This is a genomic window from Magnetococcales bacterium, assembly GCA_015228935.1.
Taxonomy (GTDB): domain Bacteria; phylum Pseudomonadota; class Magnetococcia; order Magnetococcales; family DC0425bin3; genus HA3dbin3.
In genome coordinates this window covers 2,709-5,289 of sequence record JADGCO010000168.1, presented here as the reverse complement: position 1 = coordinate 5,289, position 2,581 = coordinate 2,709, and the positions used below count along the sequence as shown (strand labels likewise).

The following is a 2,581-nucleotide window of genomic DNA, read 5'->3' as shown; positions in this document are numbered from 1 at the left end:
TGAATCCTGGACATCTTCAGGCTGGGACATAGGTCAAGAATGAAAGCTCAAGTGAACCCGGCTTACCAGGTATTGGGCATCAACCTGGCAACACCGCCAAAACTTCCCACCCACATGGAACCTTCCTGGGTGAAAGCCAGGGAGAAGACATTATCGGAAAAGAGTCCCTCCTTCGTGGTCATGACCTTGAAGCCCTCCCCTTCCATTCTGGCCAAGCCCTTGTTGGTCCCGGCCCAGAGGGTTCCCTTCTCGTCATAATGCAGCATGAAGATGAAGTTGGCGGGCAACCCGTCCTTGACGCTGTAATTTTTCCATTGGGTCCCATCGAAACGGGCCAAACCACCTCCCCAGGTGCCACACCACACCTGCCCCTTGTTGTCCACCTGGAGAGAGATGATGTAGTTGGGATTGTAGGCGGTCGTGACCCGGGAGAGTCCCTGTTCCTCTTTTTGCTGGGCATGGTGACTGGAGGTTTTGGCGGGATCGTTCATGAAATCGTTTTGATCCTTGACCGCTTCATAGGTCATGCCAAGGCCGTTTTCATGGGTCCAGTGCTGCCATTGATCATCCTTGAAGCGACCCAAACCCCCTTCGGTGGCAAGCCACACCTCGCCATCCTTGCCTGCCGCCAGACCATACACCCAATCGTTGGGCAGGCCGCCCTTGGTGTTTTCCACCGTAAAAAGGTCCCATTTGGTCCGATCATCCAGATTGCCACCCCGGATTCGGTTGGCACCGGACCAGGTGGCGATCCAGATGTCCCCATTGGGCAATTGCAGGGAGTCGTAGACGAAAGCATCAGCCAAGCCATTGGGAATATTGTAGGTCTGCCATTTTTGGGTCTTGGGATCGAGGACGGAGAGTCCCCCGCCATAGGTGCCCACCGCAATCCGGTCGCCATAGCGTCCGACATGAAACACGCCATTGGCAAGGAGGCTGCCATTGCGCACATCGAACAGTTTGTAGTCGCCGGACTGGGTGTCATAGCGAATGGCACCGCCCGAGGTCCCCACCCAGATATGTTGGCCGTCAGCCAGCATATCCTTGACATTGCGATTGCCGACCCGGAAATGGGTGAATTTTTCATTGGGCTTGCCCAGGACGGTACCTTGGGCTGCACCCGGGTCCGTCGCACCCTGACCCTGGGCCGCACCCTGAGCGGCACCCTGGGCAGCACCCTGGGGAGCAGGGGTGCCATCAGGATTCAGGCCGGGAATGGGGGGATGGGCGGCTGGAACCTCGGCCCCTGGTGCCAAAGGTCCGGCCACATTGCCGAGCAGGAGTGGCTTCGTACCGGACTGCTGGGCGGCAACCCCGGCTCCTGAACCGCTCCTGGCCCCCTGTTTGACGCCCACCAGATAGGCACCGGCAACCAGTGTGGCCACCACGAGAATGGCTGCCCCCGTTACGACATAAATTTTCATGTCAGCTTTCACTGCGCACTCCTCGATCTCATTTTGGGGGTGCAAGACCAATCCGCACGACTTCCCCCCTGGTTCCAGCCCACAACTCCCCGGCGGGGGTCACGGCCATGGCATAGACATCCTTCCCTTGCAGGCGAAGGTTATGGGCAAAGGGACGCCAGGTACCATCCTGATAGAATCCAATCCCATTGTTGGTGCCGGCCCAGAGAACTCCCCGGCCATCCCGCACCAGGCTATAGACGATATTGCCGGGCAATCCATCCTTGGTCGTAAAATTCTGCCACGTCTTGCCGTCAAAGCGGCTCACCCCACCACCCCAGGTTCCGGCCCAGATGACATCCCCGGCTTCGACATTGAGCGAAAAGACGTAGTTTGGATTGTAGGTCGATTCGCCGCCGGCCAGAATGCCCAGGTCATGACGGCGACGGGTGCCGAGGCCGGTATTCGGGCTGACCGGCAAACGCTGGGTGTTGGGGGCACCGAGGCCACTGGTATGGGTCCATTCGTGCCAGGTGGTGCCATCAAACAGGGAAAGCCCCCCTTCGGTGCCGAACCAGATCCGGTTGCGGGAATCGATGGCCATGGCATAGACCCATTCGTTGACAAGTTCCTTGACGTAGTTGGTGAACTTGCCGGTCTTGAGATCGACGCGGCTGACCCCGGCCCAGGTTCCGGCCCAGAGAGAGCCATCCGGGTGACTGGCAAAGGAGTAGACCCAATAGTCGGCGAGTCCATGCATGGGAAAGTAGGTTTTCCACTTGCCTTCCTTGTAGCGGGACATGCCGCCGGCATTGGTCCCGAACCAGATGGCTCCCTCGCCATCCTGGCCAATGGCGAAAACATATTCGTTGGCCAGACCATCCTTGCGTGTGAAGGTATTGCGCACGGTGTTGGTTTGCAGATCGATTTCGTGGACGCCCACCGAGGTTCCCACCCACAGGGCGGACCGTTTGGGTTCGGTGAGGAGGGAACGCACATAGACATCCTTGCCAACCTGGTAGATATCCAGAATGCGATAGGGTGGAGAAGAGCCGGACTTGTTCCGGGCATCCTGTTCCTGACTGGAACAGCCACCCGCGACCAGAAGCATGCCCAGGAGTGTGATCCGTATGAACCTCATCGGCGTAGTGTTCTCAAGTGGGTGATGATGTCGAAAA

The 2,581-nt window shown here is 58.4% G+C and carries 2 protein-coding genes; both read right to left on the bottom strand.

Annotated features, from left to right (window positions below; translation table 11 throughout):
* Positions 1-62 precede the first annotated feature (62 nt).
* The gene (locus HQL65_20175; protein MBF0138553.1) at positions 63-1,424 is read right to left on the bottom strand and encodes a regulator; all 1,362 of its coding nucleotides are present in this window, start codon (positions 1,422-1,424) and stop codon (positions 63-65) included.
* A gap of 28 nt (positions 1,425-1,452) precedes the next feature.
* Complete coding sequence (locus HQL65_20170; protein ID MBF0138552.1) at positions 1,453-2,514, bottom strand: regulator; 1,062 nt, start codon at positions 2,512-2,514, stop codon at positions 1,453-1,455.
* Between the last annotated feature and the right edge of the window lie 67 nt (positions 2,515-2,581).